The organism is Paenibacillus sp. 22594, assembly GCF_052044425.1.
Classification (GTDB): domain Bacteria; phylum Bacillota; class Bacilli; order Paenibacillales; family Paenibacillaceae; genus Paenibacillus_AQ.
The window spans coordinates 428,736-452,951 of the sequence record NZ_JBQENA010000001.1; the positions used below are offsets into that span (position 1 = coordinate 428,736).

Sequence of the window (24,216 nt, forward strand, 5' to 3'; positions counted from 1 at the left end):
CAGAGCATCCTCTTCTATCGCTTGAGAGTGACAAACGTTAAGTTATTATTTCACAACGTGAATCGGGTGTCCCTCAACCAGTTCAGCAGCTTCCATGACGATTTCGCCAAGGGTTGGATGCGCATGGATGGTGAGTGCGATGTCTTCGAGGGTTGCGCCCATTTCAATCGCCAGTCCCAGCTCAGCAATCAGGTTAGATGCTTCAATACCAACGATTTGTGCGCCAAGAACCAGGTTGTTCTCACTGTTAGCCACAATCTTGATGAAGCCTTCGGGAGCGTTCAAGGAAACCGCACGGCCATTACCCGCGAACGGGAATTTGCCGGCTTTTACTTTGAAGCCCTTATCTTTAGCTTCTTTCTCAGTCAGACCTACGCTGGAGCACTCAGGATCAGTGAAAACAACCGCCGGAATGACTTTGTAGTCAACAACGGATTTATGACCGGAGATGGCTTCAGCAGCGATCTTGCCTTCGTAGGAAGCTTTGTGTGCCAAGGCCAAGCCTGGAACGATATCGCCGATAGCATAGATGTTAGGGATATTAGTACGGCCCTGGTGGTCGACTTTGATCAGACCGCGTTCGTCAAGCTCTACACCGATCAGATCCAGTCCCAGTTCGCCATCTGTGTTTGGACGGCGTCCTACAGTAACGAGCAGGTAATCCGCTGTAATCTCCTTGGACTCGCCGCCCACGGAGTATTTCACAGTTACTTCCTTATCGTTCTGAACAGCACTTTCCGCTTTGGCATTCGTCACGATCTCAATGCCTGTCTTCGCCATGTTTTTGGCAACCAGACGGGTCATATCTTTATCGAAGCCTGGCAGTACAGTATCCAGCCCTTCAATGATCGTTACTTTTGTGCCAAATTTGGAGTACATCTGGCCAAGCTCGGCACCGATGTAGCCGCCGCCGATAACGATCATGCTCTTAGGAATCTCAGGCAGATCCAGAGCTTCGGTCGAGGACAGAATGCGTCCACCGAACGGGAAAGGCTTCAGTTCAATGGGACGGGAACCTGTCGCGATGATGCAGTTATTGAATTTGTAGCGAGGGGATTCATGCTCATTGAACAAACGGGCTTCGTTTGTGTTGATGAACATAGCTTCACCGCTGAACACTTCAATTTTGTTGCCTTTCATCAAGCTGGTCACACCGGTGGTCATTCTTTTCACGACACCGTTTTTGAATTCCTGAGTTTTGGACCAATCTACCTTTACATTCTCGGCAGTTACGCCGAAAACTTCGCCGTGCTGCGCAGCTTCGTATTGATGGGCTGCAGAGATCAGCGCTTTGGATGGAATACATCCGCGGTTCAAGCAGACACCGCCGAGTTCCGATTTATCTACAATCAGTACTTTCTGGCCGAGCTGGGCGGCACGAATTGCCGCCACATACCCGCCGGGACCTGCACCAATTACCAATGTGTCGATTTCGATTGAAGCGTCTCCGACTACCATTTATTACACCTCCATAACTAACATATCAGGATTTGCAAGCAGGGTCTTAATGTAATTCATAAAGTTCTGTGCTGTTGCACCATCAATGATGCGGTGGTCAAAGCTCAGGGACAGTGCCATTACAGGAGCAGCAACGATTTCTCCGTTCTTAACAACCGGTTTTTCGGTAATACGTCCGGTACCCAGGATCGCCACTTCAGGGAAGTTGATGATCGGAGTGAAGAACATACCACCTGCGGAACCAATATTGCTGATGGAGATCGTGCTGCCTTTCATTTCATTTGGAGCCAGCTTGCCGTCACGACCGCGTACAGCCAGATCGGTGATGGCACTCGCAATCATCCAGATGCTCTTACGGTCTGCATCCTTGATTACCGGCACGATCAGACCATTGTCTGTATCTGTAGCAATACCAATGTTGTAGTATTTCTTGTAGACAATTTCATTAGTCGCTTCGTCAATCATCGCGTTAAGCGCAGGGAATTGACGGGAAGCAGCAACCAGTGCTTTGACGATGAATGGAAGGTAAGTAACCTTCACGCCTTTCTTCTCGGCAACAGGCTTCATGCGGGCACGGAAGGCTACCAGTTCGGTAACATCCACTTCGTCCATGATGGTAACATGCGGAGCGGTATATGCCGATTTAACCATAGCATTGGCAATGGCTTTACGGATACCCTTGAACGGTACACGTTCTTCTTCGAGACTCACGTTGCCGGAAGCTGCGGCTGGAGCTGCGGCCGGTGCTTTGGCTGCAGGTGTTGCAGCCGGAGCAGTTGCTGCGGCCGATGGAGCGGCTGCTGGTGCCGCCGCAGGTGCTGCGGAGCCGCCTTTAAGGAAAGCTTCCACATCCTCATGGGTGATTTTTCCATTCTTGCCGGAGCCATTCACCTTGGAGAGGTCAACGCCTTGCTCGCGGGCAGACTTGCGGACACTTGGTGTAGCCAATACATCGCGGTTAGGAGCTGGAGCCGCTGCTGCAGCCGCTGGAGCTGTTGCTGCCTGTGCAGCCGGAGCTTCAGCATGGCCGCCTTCCTGATGAGGAACATCACCTTCTGCGGCAATAATTGCCACAACTTCTCCTACGCGGCAGACCTGTCCGTCTTTGGTGAACACTTCAAGCACTGTACCATTGACCGGTGAAGGCACTTCAACGACGGCTTTATCATTTTGAACTTCCATGATAATATCATCGTCTGTGATTTTGTCGCCGACTTTGATATGCATTTTGATAATTTCACCTTCATGCAGACCTTCGCCCAGCTCAGGGAACTTGTATTCAAAATTGGAAGTTCCGCCGGTTGCAGGGCTGGTCGTTGCCGGAGAGGAAGTTGTATCTGCTCCGCCTTTGGCTGCATCCGCTTCTTGAGCGGATTGCGTTTCGGCATGGCCGCCTTCCTGTTCAGGTACATCGCCTTCTGCATCAATGATCGCTACAACTTCTCCTACACGGCAGACCTGTCCGTCTTTGGTGAAGACTTCAAGCACTGTGCCGTTAACCGGACAAGGCACTTCAACTACCGCCTTGTCATTCTGTACTTCCATTACGATATCGTCATCGGTCACTTTATCGCCGGCTTTGATATGCATTTTGATAATTTCACCTTCATGCAAACCTTCGCCCAGCTCAGGGAACCGGTACTCAAATTTCGCCACCTTAATTACCTCCTAAAAGTTTTGATAGCATACACTTCTTTAATTTCCTTTCGAAAAACCCGCTTCGGAAGCGCACGCTTAGTTTTGATAGCAGTTCAATATATTGCAGACACGGGTGCCGCCCTTTTACAAGGACGGCAAGGTCAGTTTCTCTTAGAATTCCATTACTTTCTTAACTGCTGCAATAACGCGTGCTGGAGTCGGAATCCAGGAATCCTCAATTTGTGCGAATGGGAAAATAGTATCAGGACCTGCTACACGGAGCACAGGTGCTTCCAGATGCAGCAGAGCTTTTTCGTTAATCTGAGCAATAACCTCTGCGGCTACGCCGGAGCTCTTCTGTGCTTCTTGTACTACAATTGCACGGTTCGTCTTCTTAATCGAAGCAACGATAGTATCGATGTCAATCGGGCTTACCGTACGCAGGTCGATGATTTCGGCCTTGATGCCGTCTTTCTCAAGCTGATCGGCCGCTTTGGTAGCAGTATGTACCATCAGGCCATAAGTAATAATCGAGACATCCGTACCTTCACGAACGACATTCGCTTTGCCCAGTTCAACGGTATATTCACCTTCAGGAACTTCAGCACGGAAGGCATGATACAAGTTCAAGTGCTCCATGAAGAATACAGGGTCATTGTCGCGGATGGACGCGATCAGAAGTCCCTTGGCATCGTATGGATTGGAAGGAATAACAACCTTGATACCCGGACTTTGGGCAATCAGGCCTTCCAGGGAATCGGTATGAAGCTCGGCTGCTTTTACGCCACCGCCGAATGGAGTGCGGAAGACTACAGGAGCATTGTATCTGCCCCCGGAACGCCAGCGCAGGCGCGCAGCCTGAATGACGATTTGATCGAGTGCTTCAAAGATGAAGCCGATAAATTGGATTTCAGCAATCGGACGGAAGCCTTGCACCCCAAGACCGAAAGCCAAACCGCCGATTGCGGATTCAGCCAGCGGAGTATCGAATATGCGCTCCTCGCCAAATTCCTTTTGCAGCCCTTCCGTTACACGGAATACGCCGCCTACATTACCAACATCCTCTCCGAAGATAAGAACATTAGGGTCACGAGTCAGTTCAACGCGCATTGCGTCACGTATTGCTTCTTTCATATTCATCTGTGCCATTGCCTGATATCCCCCTTATTCAAAATCGGCTTTTTGTTCTTCCAGATGTTTCGGAGTTACCTCGAACATGCTGTCGATCAAGCCGGGAATGGTCATTTTTTCGGTCTGCTCTGCCTTTTTGATCTGCTCGTTTACAGTCGCTTTCGCTTCTTCTCTTACACGCAGCGTGTCCTCTTCGGTCCAGAGCCCCTTCTTCTCCAAGTACTTGGCCAGACGGGCAATCGGGTCCTTCTCGTTCCACTGGCCTTCTTCTTCCTTGGAACGGTATTTGCTGGCGTCATCAGACAGGGAATGCGGACGGAAACGGTAAGTTACAGCTTCAATCAGCGTAGCACCTTCACCTTTGCGGGCACGTTCAGCAGCTTCCTGTACCGCAGAAATAACTGCAAAAATGTCCATGCCATCGATCTTGATACCGGGAATACCCGCAGCAACCGCTTTGTGGGCGATTGATTTGGCTGCCGTTTGTTTGGCAAACGGAGTAGTGATAGCATAGCCGTTATTCTGTACGAAGAAGATGACCGGCAATTTGAAACGACCGGCAAAGTTCATACCTTCGTAGAAGTCACCTTCGGAAGAACCGCCGTCACCTGTATAGGTGATTGCTACATTCTGCTGTTTTTTAAGTTTGAAGCCCATTGCAATACCAGTGGCATGCAGAATTTGTGCGCCGATGATAATCTGTGGCATAAGTACATTTACACCTTCAGGAATCTGTCCACCATGCTGATGTCCGCGAGAATATAGAAAAGCCTGATATAATGGAAGTCCGTGCCACACCAGCTGTGGAATATCACGGTAACCCGGGCATACAAAATCTTCTTTCTGAAGAGCGAACTCACTGCCGATCATTGTCGCTTCCTGGCCGGACACCGGCGCATAGAAACCGAGACGGCCTTGACGGCCAAGGTTGACAGCACGGTCATCCCAGGTCCGGGTAAATACCATACGATACATGATTTCTTTCAGCTGATCGTCGGTAAGTTTAGGCATCTTATCCTTATTGATAACTTCTCCATCGGGGGAAAGCACCGTAAGGGCCTCAACATCCTCTGTATACACTTCGTAAGGAACTTTAGTCATCATCTTCACCTCAATAAAAAAATTTGAATATCAGTGTCCTCTGTTATAGAATTATTATACACCTGTTTTATCTGTTTCGTCAAAGAAATACGCATAAAATTTATGTTTCCATAAATTTTGTATGTATAACAGGATGTAAAATATCCTATAACAGATAGACAAATATTTGGCAAGTAAATGATATTTAACACATTTACCACTTGGGTAATATTAACGCAACCCCGAGACTAATGCAAAATCCGACAAGAAAGGTGACGATTCAGTTATGAGCGAACCTGTTTTTCTGAAACGTACAATTGTAAAACAAACCTTATGGAGCGAACATCTTAATGAAGAACGCAAACTGCGTATCTATCTTCCCCCAGGTTATAATGAGGTGCTCAGTTACCCCGTAGTCTATTGCCAGGATGGAGAGGAATTTTTCAACTTCGGCCGTATTGCCACCCTTGCCGGACAGCTGATCCTTGAGCAGGATATTGAGCCGTTCATTATTGTCGGTGTAGAAGTGAATGTAGCCGTCCGGACACAGGAGTACGCCCCTTTCGGCAACCGTTTTAGACAGTACCTCTCATGCTTTGCCGAAGAAATTATTCCCTTCATTGAACATAATTATCCGGTCCGCCGCACACCGGAAGAACGAATCATCGCCGGTGATTCGCTTGGCGGCAGCGTATCGCTCCATCTCGCACTGGCCTATCCCGCTTTGTTCAGCCGCGTTCTAAGTCTTTCCGGTGCTTACTATCCGCAAACGCGCGAAATCCTCGCTCAGGAAGAAGATCTGTCCTGGCTCGATATCAACATGGTAGTGGGACTGCAGGAAACGGAATATAAGACCGATACAGGCGTCTACGATTTTGTGCAGATGAACCGGGATACCAAGTCTCTGCTGGAGTCACGTGGGGCAACCGTTTCTTACCGGGAAAAAGACGGCCACCATCTCTGGGGATTCTGGCAAAAAGAGCTTCCAGAATCACTACTCTATTTCTTAAACCAATAAAACAGGTTTGAAAGACAAAAAAGTGAACATCTTAAGAACATATGTATCCTTTATGCGTGATCGCGCTTTCATAACAGGATAGGCACACGGGTGCCTGTCCTTTTTTTAAGGACGGCAGCCGAACCAGCAACCCTTTCCGCAGACATTCCGTTATAGCCTGTCCTTTATTATCTGATCCAGCAGAACATCACAACCCGCGTTGATCAATTGATATACCTGCTCGAAATTCCCTGTAAAATAAGGGTCTGGCACTTCCCTCAGCTCTTCTTCTGGCAGCAGGTCCATGAAGAACAGGAGCTTCGCTTTTTCCCCACCCGGAATTTTGCGCACATTTCCGCCATTAGACTGATCCATGCAGAGGATGTAATCAAAGTCATCGAAATCATTGCCGCTTACCAGCCGCGCTTTCATATTCTCATAGCTGATTCCATGTTCATCCAGAATATGCCGGGTTCCTTCATGCGGCGCTTTTCCAATATGCCAATCTCCGGTACCGGCAGAATCTACCGCAATCTGATCTGTCAGCCCCCGCTCCAGGATTTTGTGACGAAGAACAGCCTCTGCCATCGGCGATCGGCAAATATTGCCCAGACAAACAAACAGCACCTTAACGATCCTTCTCACCTCCAGCACATTTCTTCATTTCTAATACAGTACATAGTTGTACTATATTTATTTTAGCGCGGGAGGATCATTTGTACAACTTTTCGTTCTGCATTATACTGGGTCTGGAAAAACTAACTACGCAGTCACAAATCAGGAGGTACTCTATGCCAGTCAAACGGGTTGTTATTTTTGCCGGTGGAGATCTGTCGGCGGATTATTTGTCTTTATTAGATGAAGAGGATTTTGTTATTGGAGCAGATCGGGGAGCTTTATTCCTGATTTCGCACGGGATCGTTCCCGACATTTCGGTTGGAGATTTTGATTCCGTGACTCCTGATGACCTAGAACATATTCAAGCGGGAAGTAAAAAAACCATTACTTGTGATCCCATTGACAAGGACCTAACTGACAGTGAAATGGCGCTTGATCTGGCACTGGACACTCAGCCGGAATCCATTCTGCTGTTCGGGGTAACGGGCACCCGGATCGATCATACCCTTGCCAGTATTCAAATGATGACCAGAGCGTTACAGCGCCAGGTTCGTTGCTCCTTAATGGATTCGCATAACTATATCACCTTGACCGGTTCGAAGGCCGAGATTCGTGATGCAGGATATACCTATGTTTCTCTACTGCCCCTCACCCCGGAAGTGACCGGAATTACCCTGGAAGGCTTTCAATACCCTTTAGTAGACGCCACTCTGAAACTGGGACAATCACTTGGAGTAAGCAACGTTTTATCGGCTAAGAACGGAACCGTTTCTATTGACAGCGGACTGCTGCTGATCATTCAAAGCAAGGATTAAGTACATACGAATCAAGAGACAGCTCTGTAACCATTGTTTCAAAAGTGAAAAGTCGGGAATCCCATTCTACAAAAGGGTTTTCCGACTTTTTTTGTTCACGCCATACTTAAAATATTAATTTTTTGTAACTTTTAATGAGATTTTAATAAAACGCTTCCATCCCAATCCCCGCAAGGGTTTGAACTCCCTTCTCCAAAAAATAGGAGATTCATAACCTGCTATACTACGAACAGGCAAGAAAATAGATATTTAGATATAACCTGGGAGGAATTACAACATGAAGAAACATCAATGGTTTAAGCAAGCAATTGTAGTAGGCATGTGCACCACGATTGGCCTGAGCACACTGATGGCAACTGGAGCAGGTACAGCACCCGTTGCTGCCGCATCTGTGTCCTCTTCAACCGGTCAAAACATTGTAAACTTAGGTAAAAAATATATGGGAGTGCGTTATGTATTCGGAGCCTCCACTTCATCTACCAGATCTTTTGACTGTTCATCATTCACCAAATATATTTTCGCCAAATATGGTGTGAACCTGCCCCGTACCTCTGTAGCTCAATCCAAAGTGGGAAGATCTGTATCCAAAGCAAATTTAAAAGTAGGAGATCTGGTGTTTTTCTCGAGCGGCAGCAGAGCCAACGGTTCAAATGTAACGCACGTTGCTGTTTATATGGGGAATGGTAAAATCCTTCACACGTACGGTTCACCCGGTGTCACCATCTCCAACCTCAATTCCGGCAACTGGAAAAGAACCTATCTGAAAGCACGCCGCGTTCTGTAACAGCTCTCCAATAACCTCTTTCAGACTTTTCCGGCGGTTGCATACAAACAAAAAAGTGGTTGGCTTTGTTCAGAGTATGGTGTCAGCATGTGGCGCGCCTTCCGGCGCCCTCATTACATATCCGGTTCCACGTACCGTATGAATCAGTTTATTCTTGTGGCCTTTGTCCACTTTGAGCCGGATATGCCTGATATAAACATCAACTACGTTGGTGTCTGCATGAAAATGATAGCCCCATACCTGCTGCAGGATTTCATCGCGGGGACATACCTCCCCCAGATTCACAGCCAGATAATAGAGCAGATCAAACTCTTTAGGTGTCATTTTCAGTTCCATTCCATCCCGTTTAACCATTCTGCGGGCAGGATCCAGTATCAGGCCATCCACCATCAATAGAGACGAACGGTCGCTGCGGCGGCCTGTAAGTCTTATAATATTGTCCACTCTGCATTTGAACTCACCGGTATGTACAGGCTTCACCATATATTCATTGCCACCCGCTTTAAAAGCCGCAACCGCCGCCTCGCCATACGCTCCACTGGAAATCACCATCACCGGAATTCTTTTCCCCTGATCCCTCAGATCCGATATCAGCCTCCATCCAGTCCATTCAGCGGCATAATCCAGCTCAGCAATCAGCAATATGGGCTCCACTCTGGACAGCAATAAGCGAAGATCCTCGAGATCTTCGCTTATTGCCGTATGCAGTCCGAGGTCCTGCAGCGCCTGTAGAAGATTCATGTGCTCCTCTTTGTCACGTCCCGCTTCTATGCCCTTAAGGGCACCAGCGGTCTGTCCGGACACAAACCAGGCAATAGTCTCATTCACTGTTATCCCCCGCATCAAGTCAGCCTTGCACCGGCATTGCCGCTGCAGAATAGGCTTAGATTTCCCGCAAAGCAAAAAGGCCATTCCCCGGAATGGCCTTTTCCCATCAGAATTGTTAATTATGATTCTATGAGGTCGATTTCCTGAAAACGCAAAACCTCGGTTTCCCATCGTTCACGCACAAACCGCTGATGATCCGGATGTTCATTATAGGCATCGTAAGCCTCCTGGTTCTCAAACTCCATGGAGAAGCCATAATTGAAATCGCATTTCATACTAACCTGACGCAATACTTCAAAGTTTGCAACTACAGGAATAGCGCTGAGGATTTCTTCTCCGTCTTTCAGGAACGCAGCCGCTTCCGCTGAAGCCAAATCATGCTTCAATGTGAATAATGCCATATGTTTGATTGCACCGTTTGTCATCATCCTGCCTCCTCTTTATCCGAAATACCGGTGATAAAAACTGCGGGCAGCAGCAACATCACTGGTTCCATGAATCAAAGCCCGTCCATCTCCAAAAACTACCATCCGGTACGGCTCTTCCGTAAAAGAAACCAAATAAGCATTACTTTCAACCTTGCCGCTGCCAAGCTTTGAGAGCCTTGCAGCCATTTCCTGCAAATTTAGCTCCTGGCGGACCGCTGGCCTGATTTGCACTGTATCCCTGCCGCACAGCACATCACTGCGCTCAGTATTGGCTGCTGTTAAATAAGGATATACAGGATGGCTTCCGCATGAAGGACAGCTGTCTTTTTTGGCAGCCTTGACGCCGATCTCCTGGTGCTCATTGCGCCATACATCAAACGACAGCAGTTTGCCTCTAAGCTGTTCCTGCCGCCCGCCCAGCAGTTTTAGAGCCTCCGCTGTGGCATTTGCGGTAACCAGCTGCACGGCCTGCGGAAGAATACCCGCCATATCGCAGGTATCGCCCCCAAGCGGCACAGCGCCCAGCAGACAGTTCAGGCATGGCGTTTCACCCGGCAGGATTGTGAATGTTATTCCATAACTGCCGACACAAGCCCCATAAATCCAGGGTATGCCGTGCTTTTGAGCCATATCGTTAATAATCAGGCGGGTGTCGAAATTATCTGTTCCATCCATGATGAGATTCACACCACCCAGCAGACCCTCCAGCTCTTCGGCTCGTACATCCAGCACCTGGGCCTCAATCAGAATCTCCGAGTTAATCAGCTCAAGCCTTGCCTTGGCCGCTGCGGCTTTGGGCACCCGCTGCAAGGCATCCTCTTCCGTATAAAGCTGTTGGCGCTGGAGATTGCTCCATTCCACGTAATCCCGGTCAGCCAATATGATTCGTCCTACTCCACAGCGGGCTAATGTCTCGGCAATCCCTGTTCCCAGCGCGCCTACTCCGATAATCAGCACCGTCGAGCGGGCAAGGCCAGCCTGCCCTTCTGCACCAAAAGGGGTGAATCTTACCTGTCGCGAATAACGCCCGTCCCGCCCGCGTTCCCGGGCGGCTGTAACTTGTTCTTTTTCCATATGGCTCATTCCAAGGCACCCCCATATATTTAAAAGCCGGAAAAGAGCAGCGCTGCTCTTCTCCGACTTCAGATTATATTAGACCGATTGAGCAGACCACTGCTCCACATTCCATATTTTGGTGACCCAATCCTCGTAGAATTCAGGTTCGTGGGAAACCAGCAGAATCGTGCCCTTATATTCCTGCAGCGCCCGCTTCAGTTCTGCCTTGGCGACAACATCCAAGTGGTTCGTAGGTTCATCGAACAGAATCCAGTTGCTATCGCGCATCATCAGCTTGCACAAACGCACTTTAGCCTGTTCGCCCCCGCTCAGCATGTTTAGCGGACGGGTAATATGCTCGTTTTTGAGGCCGCAGCGGGCCAGATGTCCGCGCACTTCATTCTGGGTGAGACTGGAGAATTCGTTCCACACATCATCAATCGGCGTAATATTCTCTGCTTTCATCTCCTGCTGGAAATACGCAGAACTCAGGTAATCGCCCAGATATGTTTTGCCGCTGAAAGTTGGAATCACTCCAAGGATCGTTTTGAGCAGTGTCGATTTCCCGACACCGTTGTAACCGACAATGGCGATCTTCTCGCCGCGTTCAATCATCATATTAAGCTTGCTTGGCAGCAGTGGACGATCATATCCGATTTCAAAATCAACACCCTCGAACACCGTCTTCCCGCTCGCCCGGCTCTCCTTGAACTGAAAGGAAGGCTTCATCGCTTCTTCCGGACGGTCAATCCGTTCCAGACGCCCGAGTTGCTTCTCACGGCTCTTGGCCCGGCCCGAGGTGGACGCCCGCGCTTTATTGCGCTGGATGAAGTCTTCCTGCCTTTTGATGAAGTCCTGCTGCTTCTCATACGCATCGATATGCTGCGCTTTGTTCATATCCGCCATATCCAGGAATTTCTCATAGTTGGCTGTATAACGGTTCAGCTTGGAGAATTCCAGATGATACACCACATCCACAACTTTATTCATGAATTCAGTATCATGTGAGATCAGCATGAAGGCATACGGATATTGCTTCAGGTAATTAGTCAGCCAATCGATATGCTCCACGTCGAGATAATTGGTAGGCTCATCCAGCAGCAGCACATTCGGTTTCTCCAGCAGCAGTTTTGCCAGCAGAACCTTGGTCCGCTGCCCCCCGCTCAGAGAGGCCACGTCACGGTCCAGTCCGATTACCGACAGACCAAGGCCGCCCGCCATATCTTCTACTTTTACATCAATGAGATAGAAATCGCCGATATCCAGCTGTTCCTGAATATCCCCCATCCGTTCCAGCAGCTGTTCCAGCTCTTCCGGAGTAGCATCACCCATTTTATCAGTGATAGCCATCATTTCTGTCTCCAGCTCCAGCAGCGGCAGAAAAGCATCCTTGAGCACATCCCGGACGGTTTTGCCTGGTGTTAGCAGGGTGTGCTGATCGAGATAGCCATAACGGACGCGCGGGGTCCACTCGACTTTTCCGCTGTCCTTCAGTAATTTACCGGTCAAAATATTCATCAGCGTCGATTTGCCTACGCCATTCGCTCCAACAATCCCTACATGTTCTCCATCCAGCAAGCGGAAAGATACATCCTTGAATAATACCCGGTCCCCAAAATTATGGGAAACGTCTTCTACAGTAAGTAAACTCATAAATTCTCCATATGCTCCTATCTATATTTGAAAATAAGGCGACATTCTAGTTCCAACGATACATTCAAAGATTAATTTTAGCACAAGTAAGCGCCACACTGATATAGGAGATTGCCTTTGAACAGCTGTATGGAAAGAAAAAACTAGTTATTCCACTGTTTTTTCTGAAACTTTCCAAGGTTTTTCGCAAATATTCTTCTCTTCCCATGTTCTTTTATCAGACGTTCAAGAGCCTCAGACAGCTTGCCCCTAGCTTGAAAAGGGTCCGGCTGAAATGGTAAGCTGTATACCTTGACCCCGCCCAGGGCGGAGCCCAGCAGACCCGCTGCGGCCTGAGTAGAGAGTGGAAGACATATCCTCCAGTTTGGCAGGGGAGCGAGTCCGCTGCGGGCCAGCCAATACAGGGTATCCTCCAACCGCCAATCTGCACCAGAAGCTACGAGCAGCGGAATATCGCTTGCCATAAATTCATCCAGTGCTCCCTCATACTCGCCTATACCCAAATCCAGAATTACAAAATCGTACGATCTCCCCGGCAAGAAACTGATTTCGTCTTCGGACGGCCTATTATAGAAATGTACCCCTTTCCATATAACTGGAATCTTGACTTCTCCTGGTTCACGGTCTGACACTGGTGTCCCCAGCATACTACAGATTCGGTTATAGACTGGTGATAACGGGTTGAAATCCACCCAAGCGACAGTGCCAAACCTGCTCAGACAGAGGCTGGCAGCCAATGAGGTATGCGTAGTGCCCAGTCCCGGAGCGACACCAAGGAGCGCAACCACAGTTGTTTCCTGCTTTGGACGGAGTGAAGAGGTTTTGTTTCGCTGATCTTTCGGGCTGACAACATGTGCTGTTTCGGCTTCAATAGGCCCCAGAACACTAAGAACAGCTTCCGCGCTCGAATATCTTTCCTCCGGATGCTGACGCAGCAGCCTGCGGATCAACGGAATCATCGCCTCCGGTAACTGGTTACGCAGCTTATCCTCCAGTCCCGCCTGCCAACGGCTGTACTGGCCTCCGGATGCCATATACAGCAGCAAAGCACCCAATCCGTACAGATCCGAGGCAGGCTCGCTTTGCCCTCCACCATACTGTTCAGGAGCGGCAAAACCAACCGTACCAAGCTTTTCAGTGTCCTCACTCCCGTCGCTTCTATGCTTACGTGCAATGCCAAAATCAATCAGCATCAGCTCATCCCGTCCGGTCAGCATAATATTTCCAGGCTTCATATCCCGGTGAACAATTGGCGGATGATGCCCGTGCAAATACTCCAGAACCTGTAGCAGCTGCTGGGCATACCGGATGATACTTTTCGCCGGCAGCGGCCCGGGGTTATCTGCAAGATATTGGCTTAACGTGATACCCTCGATATAATCCATTACCAAATAACAATACCCCTCCCGGTCCGGCGGAAAAAAATCAACTACACCCGGCAGCAGCGGGTGACTCAGGGAGATCAGCAGTTCGGCTTCCGCCTGAATATCTCCAAATGCGGCCCCTTTGTCGATACTCTCCTTCACCGCCCAGTGTTTTCCCGGCAGACGCAAATCCTCTGCCAGATAAACATGACTCATCCCTCCTGTTCCTAGAATTCCAGCAATTCTATATCTATTCCCTAGGGTCACACCAACTTTGAGTTTTGTTCCAAAGTTCACAATACACTCCTCCATTCATTCATTTATAATCCATAAAAAAAGGGAAAGCCCCCCGTTCCTCACATGCAGCGACATAATGCCGGCTGTGCAGGTAACGGGATGCTTTCCCTTTGGGTAGACCATTCGCTACTTAATACTTAATCATATAAAGTGTAATCTCATCACGGTTATGGAACAACTGCTTGGCTCGCTGAATCTGCATCCGCTCGCTTTCAAACATGGCGATAATTTCCTTAATCACCGCCAGCGGCTTCTTATGCATCAGCTTCACCGTAACAATTGCTGTGCCGCCAGGTGACAGACTGTGTAGCAGCCCTGTGACCAGCTTGGCCATCAGCTTGGGGCTCCAGCTCATATCGCAGACCAGCAAATCAAACTCATTGTCAGAGAATTTCACTTCCCCGGCATTCTTGCGCAGGATCTTAAGTGAAGAATTCTTGCGGAGCGACTCGTGCATCAGCGCCGGGTCAATGGCTGTCACCTTAAGCCCCCGTTCCAGCAGAAACGAAGTCCATCCGCCCGGAGACGCGCCAATGTCCACGGCATTCCGGAAACTCTGGAACGGAATCGAGAACTCTCTTTCCGCCTCCATCAGTTTGAACTTGGCCCTTGAAATCTGCCCGTCCTCTTTACGGAAACGGATCATGCCGCCATTCCAGCTCGACAGGTTGTCCTCAGGCCGGGAAACACCGGCATACAGCGCATCGCCATCGGCATACACCGAAATAACCCAATCCGGTTCTTGCACGGTGAACTCCGCACCCAGGTCCTGCAACCGTTCCTGAAGCCATTCACGCAGTTCCCCTGGGCTGTCCGGCCAGAAGGAGCTGCTGCCCTTACGAACATGCAGCGATACCTTCATACCTTCAAGTTCGCTGCGGCGGCCCAGATAAACAGCGAGCCGTTCCAACGCAGTCCTATCGCCCTGGTCTTGGAACTGGACAGGTTGAATATGCCGCAAAAAGATCGGCAGACTGCCGGCCAGTTTACGTGACACCTCTTCTGGTTCGGCTTCCAGCGTGGCCAGGAATATTTCACCCGGCAGCAGCAGTGTGCTTTTCACCGACCCGAACAAGCGGCGCAGCTCTTCCTGGGCATATGGAGCAAAGCCGTGGTTGGCGGTGCAAATATACCGCGAATGTATTTTTTCTTCCGGAGCAGAGGTCTGCTGGGGAGTTACTTCTATTAGATCACTCAAAGGGTTGTGCCTCCAGGTCTTATTTTAATCCAGGGACGACCGCTATCCCATTCTATATCAGCAGGAATATCGTAGGTGGCCAAGATCATTTCTTTCGTTAACACTTCTTCTTTGGGACCGGAACCGGCCAGCTTACCGCCCCGGATCAATGCCACATGTGTAAAGAGCGGCACAATTTCCTCAACATGATGTGTAACATATACTACGGATACGTTATGCTGCTTCAGCTTGTCGATCTCGGCAAGCATTTTTTCACGCTCGTACAAATCTAATCCGGCACAGGGCTCATCCAGAATCAGAAGCTTGGGCTCAGCCATGAGGCAGCGTGCCAGCATTGCCTTTTTACGTTCCCCTTGGGACAGGGTTCCAAACGGATGGTAGGCCATCTCACCGAGATTCATACCCTCCAGCAAACTGATTGCCCGCTCATGCACGGAACGCGGAATATCCTGATAGAAGCGAAGATACGCATAGGCGCCTGTAGCAACAACCTCCCATACGGGATCAGTCAGCGACAGCTTCTCCATCAATGACGGTCCGATATAACCGATTTCCTTGCGTACCTCGCGCAGATCGCACTGGCCGTATTTATAGCCAAGCACCTCGACAGAACCTTTGCTCGGAAACAAATAACCGGTCATCATTTCCAGCAGTGTAGTTTTACCTGAGCCATTGCGGCCCAGAATCACCCAGTTTTCGCCCTGCTTCATTTCCAGCGACACATCATCCAGAATCAGGCTTTGCTCTCTGCGCAGGGATAGATGTTGTAAAGATATCATTATGAGGTCACACTCCTTATGTAGTCCAGCACCCGTTCCACTGAGCCCATTGAATAATAAATAGCCGGATCTCTGCTGCGGTCAGCCGATGCAACCAGTAGTGCAGGCACACTGGAGATCCGGTACGAATTCACCAGTCCTGGCAGCATGTTCACATTCCCCGTTGCAATCAACAGTTCTTGTGGCAGCAGATACTCTGCTACCTCCAGCATACGGCGGGCGGCTGTACAGGTTCCACACAGCGGAGTATACAAAAACACAACGAGAGGTTCACCCTTCTGTTCGAGTACCTGCAGCAGCTCCTGTTGATTCATCTCTATCATCGGCTTACCGCCCCTGAAGCAATTTCCAGAAGTCTGGACGGATTCAGCGGACCATTATGGAGTCGGACATCAGAAGGAACTGCAGGATACAGAATTTCGTGCATCTCCCGGCGTCCCTGCAGACTGGAGGTATGCAGATAAATTTCGCGGGGGAACAGCTTTTCCAGTACGATTCTTTTCGCTACTTCACTGCCACAATAATCATCAGGCCCCATGTCATAATCCAGCGATAAGACTTGAACTTCACATTCACGGAGCAGCAGCAGACATTCCTCCGTGGAACGTGCCAGCGTGAAGCCCTCGGGCCGTTTTCGGAAGTCGTCCATGAACAGATTGATCATTGCTGCACCTCCGCTTCATACCATCTACGTACTGCGGCAATTTCCTGCCGGTGAGTCCCATCCGGTCCCTTCCCGGTCTCCAGAGCAATGGCCACCCGGCGAAAAGGTTCGGTAATCAGCAGACTGCGCAAGCGATCTTCACCGATACACCCCTTGCCGATATTAGCGTGCCTGTCCCTCTGTAATCCGAAAGCATATAATGAATCGTTCAGATGAACCGCCACAAGATGCTCCCAATAGCCTAGGGCTGTGCCCTTATGGATAAATTCTTCCGTATGCTCCGGATTCCAGATCCCGGCGGCGAATGCATGACAGGTATCCAGGCAAAAACCGATTTTCTCCGGGTAACGGCTCAGTTCACGGATTTTGACCAGTTCTTCCAGAGTCATGCCCTCTTTGCCGTGATTGCCCGCCTGATTTTCAATCAGCAGCTTGGCCTGTCCGTCCCAGTTTTCCAGCGTATTATTTATACATTGTATAATATTTTGATAGCCCTGTAACGGCTCTAAGCCGCTAAAATGTCCAAAATGAACCACAATGCCCAGTGAACCGCAGGCCTCGGCAATTTCCAGGTCGTTCAGCAGAGATTCCACCATGATCGTCCTGGATGCCGCTGTGGCCGCCAGATTGGTTGGATAAGGAGTATGCGCGATCGACACCATTCCCTTATCCCGGCAAAAGGACGCACAGCTCTCCGCATCCATAAGGTCCGGCTGCTTCAACCGCAGACTGCGCGGATTCTTCGGGAAATATTGAAAACACGCCGCACCGCTCTCCCAGGCAAACCGGGCTGCACGCCCGAATCCGCCGCGAGTGCTGACGTGTGCCCCAATTTTGGGCTTATTCGGCATGCTGACAATCCGGGCAATAAAACACCTTGCGTCCGGACAGCTCTATTTTGACAATGGTTCCCCCTCCGCGCAGGCAAGGCTCACCTTCACGGTCATACACTTTGCACTGATCATTATACGAACCTGTAACTGTATCGCCGGACATAAATGGCATCTCCATATAGCCGCCGATTTCTGTGGCTTCCGTCAGCACCTTGCGTACACTGGCATACAGCCGTCCCACCAATTCCGGTGTCAGGTTCTGTACCAGTGTTGTTGGCAGGAGCTTGGCATCATAAGCGATTTCATCAGCGTAGCAGTTGCCAATGCCGGCCATAACCTGCTGATTGACCATCAGGCTCTTCAGCGCACCCCGGCGTCCTTTCAGAAGTCCAGCGAACCGTTCCGGTGTCATGCGCCGGTCCAGCAGTTCAGGCCCCAGTTTGCCCATTGCCGCTTCGCTCTCCTTAACGGACAGCAGATGCAGGTATCCCAGCCGTAGTCCCATAAAATACAGAATGTGCTCCCCAAATGCAAGCTCTACCTGTGTTGAGCGTTCAGGCCGTTCTTCCTCCGTCCCGTAGAACAGAAGTCCTCCGAGCATCAAATGCAGCAGCAGCCTGCGGCCATCGTGAAGATGGAACAGAATATGCTTGGCTCTGCGCTCCACAAATACAATACGTGCCCCGATCAGCGCCTGGGTGAATTCTTCGGTCTCCATATTGATCGTTTTCTCCCGATTTACGGTTACACCTGTAATTGGGACATTTATAAGATGCTGGCTAAGCAGCTTTCTGTAATTCTCCATTTCCGGTAATTCCGGCATAATGACATCTTCCCTTCGTAGATAGGTAAAAGCACACCTTTGACATTATACACCGAGTGCAAGCATAAGTTCAGCTAAATCGGCACAAATTTCATCCGGGTTCACTCCGGTAAGGCGCTGATAGTCTTCCAGATTGTCTCTTGTCGTAAGGCCCGTCAGCACAAGGATGGTCTGGCAGCCTGCGCGAGCTCCTGCGGAAATATCTGTGCGCATATTGTCTCCAATCACAACAGCCTCGCCCGGATCAATTCCCAGCAGTGACGTAGCATAGGTAATGAGGTGCGCCTCAGGTTTGCCAATGACTACAGGAGAAAATCCGCTTGCCGCTTCGATTGCGGCTCCCAGCGTCCCGGCTCCAGGCATAACGCCATCATCGGAGGGAAGCATCAGATCCGGGTTCGTCAGCACAAACTTTGCCCCCTCACGAATCCAGCGCGAAGCCCGTGCCAGGGTATCATATGTAAAAGACCGGTCAATGCCCTGTACAACATACTCCGGCGCTTCGGTCACCAAAGCAAGCCCCGCTTCGCGGCAGGCCTCGATCAATCCGTCTTCCCCAAGTATCGCCACAGTTGCTCCTGGTGATTCTCCGGCGATATAGCGGGCAGCCGCCAATGAAGAAGTGCACACCTCATGCGGCTCTGCTTCAATGCCCATTCCACGCAAATGAGCCGCTACGCTGGCCGGAGTCCGGGAAGAGTTGTTCGTTACAAACAAATAAGGTATGCCAGCCTTGCGAAGTGAAGAAATGAGCAGATCTGCGCCGGGAATCATCCGGCCTCCGTGGTATAACGTTCCGTCCAAATCAATCAACAAACCCCCAACAGATTTCATAGCTTCCCTCCTAACCTATTTTTAGTTCACTCCATTAATATTAAACCTTATTAATTTTCTGTATTCCTCTGCTGTTTCTAACCAATTAACCAGTCGTTCTATATGGGGAAAATGAGTTGGCTTATGGGCATTCCGGACATAAAACTCACCGCTTTTTCGCCAATATCTTTGGTTCTTCGTTGCTTTTTCATCCTGCTAATTCTTAAAATTTAACACACCTCGTCGAACACTATCGAACGCCCGCCCCGCCAGTCTTTTTTTGGCATGGCACTGTCATTTCCTGCGCTTTCCCGGAAAATAATTCACTTTCCCGGATCATTTCCCTGAGGATTTCCCGGGGATCTGCGGTATACCGGAAAGGTGCAGAACTCTTCAGCCAGCAGCGTCTGAGGGAAGATTGCCTGCGCTTCCATAAGCAGCGGCAGCAGCTCTTCCTGTGAAGTATAGCGGGAACTGAAGTGAGTCAGCAGCAACTCCCGTCCACCTGCTTCGCGGGCCAGCTCGGCGGCCTGGACGGCAGTGCTGTGATGGTACTGATAAGCCATATCCTTCAGATCGTGACCAAAGGTTGCCTCATGGATGATCAGATCCGCATCCAAGGCAAGCGGCAAAGTCCCCTTGCAGGGTCTCGTATCTCCCAGGACGGTTATAATCCGGCCTCGTTTCGGAGCATTCACCACTTCCGCTGCACGGATCAGGACGCCTTCCTCAGTTGTTACATCTTGCCCCTTTTTCAATAAGCCATAGAGCGGTCCAGGCTTCAGACCATAGCTTTGCAGTAATTCTGTATTCAGGTTACCCGGACTGTCTTTCTCCGTCACCCGGTAACCATAGCTGTCGATCCGGTGTTCCAGTAGACCAGCCTCAACCTTAAAGCTATCATCCTCAAAGATAAGACCTCCGCTATGCTCAACAATCTCAATTGCATATGGAATCCGGGATTGGCTGACTGACAAGGAGATATCCAGATAGGCTTTTAGACCAGGAGGTCCGTACACCGTAAGCGGTCCTGTACCGCCTTGATATCCGCGGCTGGACAACAGACCCGGTAATCCGAACAGGTGGTCACCATGGAGATGGGTGATGAACAGCTTTTCAAGCTTTCCCAACCGAAGCGGGGATCGTAGAACCTGGTGCTGCGTACCTTCTCCACAATCGAACATCCAGAAGCTTCGGCGTTCTTCCAACAAGCGGAGTGCAACCGAAGTTACATTCCTCTGTAGTGTTGGAACCCCGGCATTTGTACCCAAAAAGTATATTTCCACTCATGCTCCTCCTCTCTATATTTTTAAGAACGCTTCAAATGCTGTAGAGCAGAATCTCATGCAGAGAATTTTACCCTTTTTGGGACAAAAAATCATCTTTCCGGTAAACGTACAGCTCCAGCAAAAAACCTCCCGGTTACGGGAGGTTCCGCTCTAATAGGGTGCAGTCCCTACAGAATGAGTATATCGGACGGAAGCTTATTGCTTCTCCACATTAAAATACTGCGCTTCCGGGTGCGCGAACACCATCGCCGACACCGAAGCCTCGGGCTCCATCATGAAGCCTTCAGTAAGCTCGACACCAATGTCCTCAGGTGACAGCAGCTTGAATAGAGGTCCCTGATCCTCCAGATCCGGGCAAGCAGGATAACCGAAGGATACACGAATGCCTTGATACCGGGCTCCGTGTCTTTGCTTCATGGTCATATCCGCCGGGTCCGGGAACCCCCATGTATCCCGCATCATATGATGGACGCGCTCCGCTAAACCTTCAGCCACCTCCAGCGCAACCGCCTGCAGGGCATGGGAACGCAGATAATCACCTTTGTCCTTCAACTCAGCGGACATTTCGCGGACACCATGACCTGCCGTAACCACCAGAAAACCGACATAATCCATAATTCCGCTGTCAACGGATTTCAGGAAGTCTGCCAGGCATAGATAAGGCTCCACATTCTGGCGCGGGAAAGTGAAGGTATGGAGTACCTTGGCTGTATCCTGCGGATCGTAGATCAGAATGTCATTGCCACTCCCTTGAGCCGGGAAAAATTGATACATGGCTTGCGGAGTTATCGTGCCTTCCAGCATTGCTTTATGCAGAATTCCATCCACGGTCTCCTTGAGTTCCACTGTGCGCGGGTCACCGGCGGCAAGCTGAGCTTCCACTGAACCCTTGAGTCCAAGATGATGACCCAGCAGCATCTGCATATTTACATAAGGAATAATATGTCCTAACGGGTAATTGCGCAGGACATGCCGCTCCACATCAGGCGGCGTAAAGACCGGTGCATCCGCCGAAATCTTGGAACGGACCGCCCTTGTCAGCACTGGCATCTCCTGCTGTGGAGCCACGGCTACCGCTGCCTCAGCATCAAGGCGCACTTCCTCTTCAATTTTCAAACGTTCGTCCGGATTCATCAACCGATTGGCGATATCTAGACCGTCCATAGCGTCCTTGGCATAGAGCACCAGACCGTCATATTCCGGCCGGATACGTGTCTTGGTGAACTTGCGTGTCAATGCGGCGCCGCCAACCATGATCGGCACATCGATACCCGCACTACGCAGATCCTGAGCAGTCAGTACCATTTGCTGCGCCGACTTCACGAGCAGGCCGGACAGGCCAATCGCATCCGCTTTTTCCCGCCGAAACGCTTCAATGATATTCTCCGGTGGTACTTTTATACCCAGATTGATAATTTCGTAACCATTATTGGAGAGGATGATCTCCACCAGATTCTTACCGATGTCATGCACATCACCCTTAACCGTAGCCAGCATGATCTTACCCTTTACAGATGTCTCGTCCTTCTGCATGAACTGTTCCAAATGGTTGACAGATGCCTTCATCACTTCAGCGCTTTGCAGCACTTCGGCGACAATCAACTCATTATTGTTGAACAACCTGCCAACTTCAGACATCCCAGCCATCAACGGACCGTTAATGATCTCCAGCGGACCCGACTTGTTCAGCGCTTCGTTCAGATCGGGAATCAAGCCTTCTTTGGTCCCTTCCACTACATAGGAAGCCAAGCGCTCCTCAAGGGAGAGATTGGAGATCTTCTCTTTCTTCTCCACCTTCTTACCACGAAAAGCGGCAACGAATGCGGCCAACGTATCATCATTTGTATTATAAATCAACTGCTCGGCCAGATAACGATCTTCTTCTGAAATGGAGGCATACCGCTCTACCTTTTCCGTATTCACTATGGCATAGTCCAGTCCGGCCTTAGTGCATTCATAAAGGAATACTGAGTTAAGCACCTCGCGGCCCGCTTCAGGCAGACCAAACGAGACATTGCTTATACCTAGGATGGTATGCACTTCAGGAAGGGCTTCCTTGATTAGCCGTATACCGTCGATCGTCTCCTTGGCGGAACCGATATACTGCTCATCCCCGGTACCTACAGGAAATACCAGTGTATCAAAAATCAGATCTTCCGGCGCCAGACCATACTTATTGACCAACAGCTCATATGAACGTTTCGCAACTTCCAGCTTATCTGTAGCTTTAATAGCCTGTCCCGTTTCATCTATTGTACCCACAACAATGGCGGCGCCATATTTATGGATCAGCGGAGTGACCAGCTCAAATTTTTCTTCACCATCTTCAAGATTAATGGAGTTAATGATCGCCTTGCCCTGGCAGTATTGCAGTGCCAGATCGATTACCTTGGGATCGGTGGTATCAATCATAAGCGGAACCTTCACCTTTTTGACCACCAGTTCCAGAAATTTCTTGATATCTTCACTCTCATCACGGTCCGGGTCCTGAACACAGACATCTATCACTTGTGCACCGCTCTTCACCTGAGCCCGGGCGATTTCGGAAGCCTCTTCATATTTGCCTTCCACAATCAGCCGCTTGAACTTCCGCGAGCCAAGAACATTCGTGCGTTCACCCACCATATACGGGCGGTTGTCGCTCTCAATATATACAGGCTCAATCCCCGAAAGTGCCGGCGGGTGCTGTCCATCCAGACCACGGGGCGGATAGACCGCAAGCGCCTCAGCCATTGCACGGATATGGTCCGGTGTGGTTCCGCAACAGCCCCCGGCAATATTTAGCCAGCCTTTCTCGGCAAAACCGGCAAGCTTGCGGGCAAGGGAGTCCGGCGACTCGTGATAATTACCGTTTTCGTCGGGCAGTCCCGCATTCGGGTAGCAGCTTACTGCTGCTGAGGAGATTGCCGAGAGTGAACGGATATGATCACGCATAAACTCCGGTCCGGTCGCACAGTTAAGCCCGATGGATATAGGTTTCAAATGCTCCAGTGAAATGTAAAAAGCTTCAATGTTCTGCCCGGCAAGTGTAGTCCCCATCGGTTCAATCGTCCCGGAGATCATGACCGGCAGTGTTACCCCCGTCTGCTCAAAAGCATTCCGGATGCCGATGCTTCCCGCCTTCACATTGAGTGTATCCTGGGAAGTTTCGAGCAGCAGTGCATCCACTTTCCCGTCGATCAGCGCAACCGCCTGTTCCTCATAACTCTTCATAAGTTCATGGAATGTGACACCACCAGTCACCGAAAGGGTCTTCGTAGTCGGTCCCATAGCACCTATAACATAGCGCGGATGGTCTGCTGTATCATATTTATCTACGGCATTCCGGGCCAGCCTGGCGGCTTCGAGATTGATCTCGCGTGCCCGCTGTGGAATATCATATTCGGCCAGTACGACAGATGTCGCACCGAAAGTATTTGTCTCAATTAAATCCGCACCGGCTTCCAGATATTTCTCATGAATATCCTGTATGACCTCAGGCCGGGTGAGCACCAGCATTTCATTACAGCCGTCAAGTTCTTCTCCGCCAAAATCCGCACCGGTAAGCGGCACCTGTTGAATCATCGTACCCATTGCTCCGTCAAGAATCAGTATGCGCTGTTGTAAGCTTTCAGCAAGTGTGAATTTAGCCACTTTCTATCCCCCCAGTAAAACATTAGAGTAAGTTTAG

General features: G+C 50.0%; 22 protein-coding genes. 3 read left to right on the forward strand and 19 right to left on the reverse strand.

Features of this window, described 5'->3' with window-relative positions; genetic code table 11:
* Positions 1 to 45 precede the first annotated feature (45 nt).
* The 4 genes from lpdA to pdhA form a co-directional block, all read right to left on the reverse strand.
* Positions 46 to 1,458 carry a dihydrolipoyl dehydrogenase gene (gene lpdA / locus ACTJKB_RS01790; RefSeq protein ID WP_440831546.1) on the reverse strand — a complete coding sequence of 471 codons (1,413 nt, stop codon included), beginning with the start codon at positions 1,456 to 1,458 and terminating at the stop codon, positions 46 to 48.
* Between the two features lie 3 nt (positions 1,459 to 1,461).
* The gene (locus tag ACTJKB_RS01795; protein WP_440831547.1) at positions 1,462 to 3,114 is read right to left on the reverse strand and encodes a 2-oxo acid dehydrogenase subunit E2; all 1,653 of its coding nucleotides are present in this window, start codon (positions 3,112 to 3,114) and stop codon (positions 1,462 to 1,464) included.
* Positions 3,115 to 3,267: 153 nt separating this feature from the next.
* Positions 3,268 to 4,245: an alpha-ketoacid dehydrogenase subunit beta gene (locus ACTJKB_RS01800; RefSeq protein ID WP_074084536.1), complete on the reverse strand. Its 978-nt coding sequence runs from the start codon at positions 4,243 to 4,245 to the stop codon at positions 3,268 to 3,270.
* 15 nt (positions 4,246 to 4,260) lie between these two features.
* Entirely contained in the window at positions 4,261 to 5,328 is a 1,068-nt protein-coding gene (gene pdhA, locus ACTJKB_RS01805) for a pyruvate dehydrogenase (acetyl-transferring) E1 component subunit alpha (protein WP_074113215.1), read from the reverse strand.
* 265 nt (positions 5,329 to 5,593) lie between these two features.
* On the opposite strand from pdhA, the gene ACTJKB_RS01810 reads away from it, so the two are divergent.
* Positions 5,594 to 6,325 (forward strand): alpha/beta hydrolase, encoded by a 732-nt coding sequence (locus ACTJKB_RS01810; RefSeq protein ID WP_440831548.1) that lies wholly within the window; start codon positions 5,594 to 5,596, stop codon positions 6,323 to 6,325.
* Positions 6,326 to 6,475: 150 nt separating this feature from the next.
* On the opposite strand, the gene ACTJKB_RS01815 is transcribed toward ACTJKB_RS01810, so the two are convergent.
* Positions 6,476 to 6,940 carry a low molecular weight protein-tyrosine-phosphatase gene (locus ACTJKB_RS01815; protein WP_440832685.1) on the reverse strand — a complete coding sequence of 155 codons (465 nt, stop codon included), beginning with the start codon at positions 6,938 to 6,940 and terminating at the stop codon, positions 6,476 to 6,478.
* 155 nt (positions 6,941 to 7,095) lie between these two features.
* Between ACTJKB_RS01815 and ACTJKB_RS01820 the strand changes: the two genes are divergently transcribed.
* Together ACTJKB_RS01820 and ACTJKB_RS01825 are read left to right on the forward strand one after the other, a co-directional pair.
* On the forward strand, positions 7,096 to 7,737 hold the full coding sequence (locus tag ACTJKB_RS01820) for a thiamine diphosphokinase (RefSeq protein ID WP_440831549.1): 642 nt from the start codon (positions 7,096 to 7,098) through the stop codon (positions 7,735 to 7,737).
* Between the two features lie 277 nt (positions 7,738 to 8,014).
* The gene (locus ACTJKB_RS01825) at positions 8,015 to 8,521 is read left to right on the forward strand and encodes a C40 family peptidase (RefSeq protein ID WP_440831550.1); all 507 of its coding nucleotides are present in this window, start codon (positions 8,015 to 8,017) and stop codon (positions 8,519 to 8,521) included.
* A 69-nt stretch (positions 8,522 to 8,590) separates the two neighbouring features.
* On the opposite strand, the gene ACTJKB_RS01830 is transcribed toward ACTJKB_RS01825, so the two are convergent.
* From ACTJKB_RS01830 to metH, 14 genes are all read right to left on the reverse strand, one after another.
* Positions 8,591 to 9,349 (reverse strand): winged helix-turn-helix domain-containing protein, encoded by a 759-nt coding sequence (locus tag ACTJKB_RS01830; RefSeq protein WP_440831551.1) that lies wholly within the window; start codon positions 9,347 to 9,349, stop codon positions 8,591 to 8,593.
* A gap of 119 nt (positions 9,350 to 9,468) precedes the next feature.
* Positions 9,469 to 9,774 (reverse strand): Dabb family protein, encoded by a 306-nt coding sequence (locus ACTJKB_RS01835; RefSeq protein WP_440831552.1) that lies wholly within the window; start codon positions 9,772 to 9,774, stop codon positions 9,469 to 9,471.
* Between the two features lie 15 nt (positions 9,775 to 9,789).
* On the reverse strand, positions 9,790 to 10,860 hold the full coding sequence (locus ACTJKB_RS01840; RefSeq protein WP_440831553.1) for a ThiF family adenylyltransferase: 1,071 nt from the start codon (positions 10,858 to 10,860) through the stop codon (positions 9,790 to 9,792).
* A gap of 69 nt (positions 10,861 to 10,929) precedes the next feature.
* Positions 10,930 to 12,486, reverse strand: coding sequence for an ABC-F family ATP-binding cassette domain-containing protein (locus ACTJKB_RS01845; protein ID WP_440831554.1), 1,557 nt, complete (start codon positions 12,484 to 12,486; stop codon positions 10,930 to 10,932).
* A gap of 143 nt (positions 12,487 to 12,629) precedes the next feature.
* The gene (locus tag ACTJKB_RS01850; RefSeq protein WP_440831555.1) at positions 12,630 to 14,162 is read right to left on the reverse strand and encodes a serine/threonine-protein kinase; all 1,533 of its coding nucleotides are present in this window, start codon (positions 14,160 to 14,162) and stop codon (positions 12,630 to 12,632) included.
* A 115-nt stretch (positions 14,163 to 14,277) separates the two neighbouring features.
* A complete protein-coding gene (locus ACTJKB_RS01855) occupies positions 14,278 to 15,345 on the reverse strand; it encodes an SAM-dependent methyltransferase (RefSeq protein ID WP_440831556.1) in 1,068 nt (355 codons plus the stop codon).
* Entirely contained in the window at positions 15,342 to 16,124 is a 783-nt protein-coding gene (locus tag ACTJKB_RS01860; protein ID WP_440831557.1) for an ABC transporter ATP-binding protein, read from the reverse strand. Before ACTJKB_RS01860 ends, ACTJKB_RS01855 begins: the two co-directional genes overlap by 4 nt.
* Entirely contained in the window at positions 16,124 to 16,447 is a 324-nt protein-coding gene (locus tag ACTJKB_RS01865; RefSeq protein WP_440831558.1) for a thioredoxin domain-containing protein, read from the reverse strand. The genes ACTJKB_RS01860 and ACTJKB_RS01865 overlap by 1 nt, the downstream gene beginning before the upstream one ends.
* Entirely contained in the window at positions 16,444 to 16,788 is a 345-nt protein-coding gene (locus tag ACTJKB_RS01870) for a cyclic-phosphate processing receiver domain-containing protein (RefSeq protein ID WP_440831559.1), read from the reverse strand. Before ACTJKB_RS01870 ends, ACTJKB_RS01865 begins: the two co-directional genes overlap by 4 nt.
* Positions 16,785 to 17,639 carry a deoxyribonuclease IV gene (locus ACTJKB_RS01875; RefSeq protein WP_440831560.1) on the reverse strand — a complete coding sequence of 285 codons (855 nt, stop codon included), beginning with the start codon at positions 17,637 to 17,639 and terminating at the stop codon, positions 16,785 to 16,787. Before ACTJKB_RS01875 ends, ACTJKB_RS01870 begins: the two co-directional genes overlap by 4 nt.
* Positions 17,629 to 18,444: an Fpg/Nei family DNA glycosylase gene (locus ACTJKB_RS01880; protein WP_440831561.1), complete on the reverse strand. Its 816-nt coding sequence runs from the start codon at positions 18,442 to 18,444 to the stop codon at positions 17,629 to 17,631. The genes ACTJKB_RS01875 and ACTJKB_RS01880 overlap by 11 nt, the downstream gene beginning before the upstream one ends.
* 45 nt (positions 18,445 to 18,489) lie before the next feature.
* Positions 18,490 to 19,278: a TIGR01457 family HAD-type hydrolase gene (locus ACTJKB_RS01885; protein ID WP_440831562.1), complete on the reverse strand. Its 789-nt coding sequence runs from the start codon at positions 19,276 to 19,278 to the stop codon at positions 18,490 to 18,492.
* Positions 19,279 to 19,580: 302 nt separating this feature from the next.
* Positions 19,581 to 20,543, reverse strand: a complete 963-nt coding sequence (gene rnz / locus ACTJKB_RS01890) for a ribonuclease Z (protein WP_440831563.1) — start codon at positions 20,541 to 20,543, stop codon at positions 19,581 to 19,583.
* Positions 20,544 to 20,741: 198 nt separating this feature from the next.
* Positions 20,742 to 24,119, reverse strand: a complete 3,378-nt coding sequence (gene metH, locus ACTJKB_RS01895) for a methionine synthase (protein ID WP_440832687.1) — start codon at positions 24,117 to 24,119, stop codon at positions 20,742 to 20,744.
* Positions 24,120 to 24,216 lie beyond the last annotated feature (97 nt).